This is a genomic window from Pseudomonas sp. HY13-MNA-CIBAN-0226, from assembly GCF_040310305.1.
GTDB lineage: Bacteria > Pseudomonadota > Gammaproteobacteria > Pseudomonadales > Pseudomonadaceae > Aquipseudomonas > Aquipseudomonas gregormendelii.
This window is the reverse complement of the sequence record NZ_JBEOPS010000712.1, coordinates 1-230: the sequence shown is the minus strand read 5'-3', so window position 1 is coordinate 230 and position 230 is coordinate 1. Positions and strand designations below refer to the sequence as shown.

Annotated in this window: 1 pseudogene; it reads right to left on the bottom strand. The window is 49.6% G+C overall.

The window, feature by feature from the left end:
• A pseudogene (locus AAEZ05_RS30555) lies at positions 1-230 on the bottom strand (hypothetical protein); the annotation flags it as partial.

Genomic DNA, 230 nt, shown 5'->3' with positions numbered 1-230 from the left:
CTCATGCGTCACTGCCAGTGCGCCCTGAATCTCATCTTCCATATCTAAGTTCAGTGCCAGTTTAGTTGCTGGAGCGTCATCTGTAGCGGCAGGAGCAATTAAGGTTGTGATAAAGTTAACAAGGTTATTGGCATATAAATCTGAAGACTGTGCTGCCAGTTGCGATGGGATGTTGGCCGCCCCAACAATACGCACGCCATTGGCCGTGGTGATGGTTTCATCAGGCACAC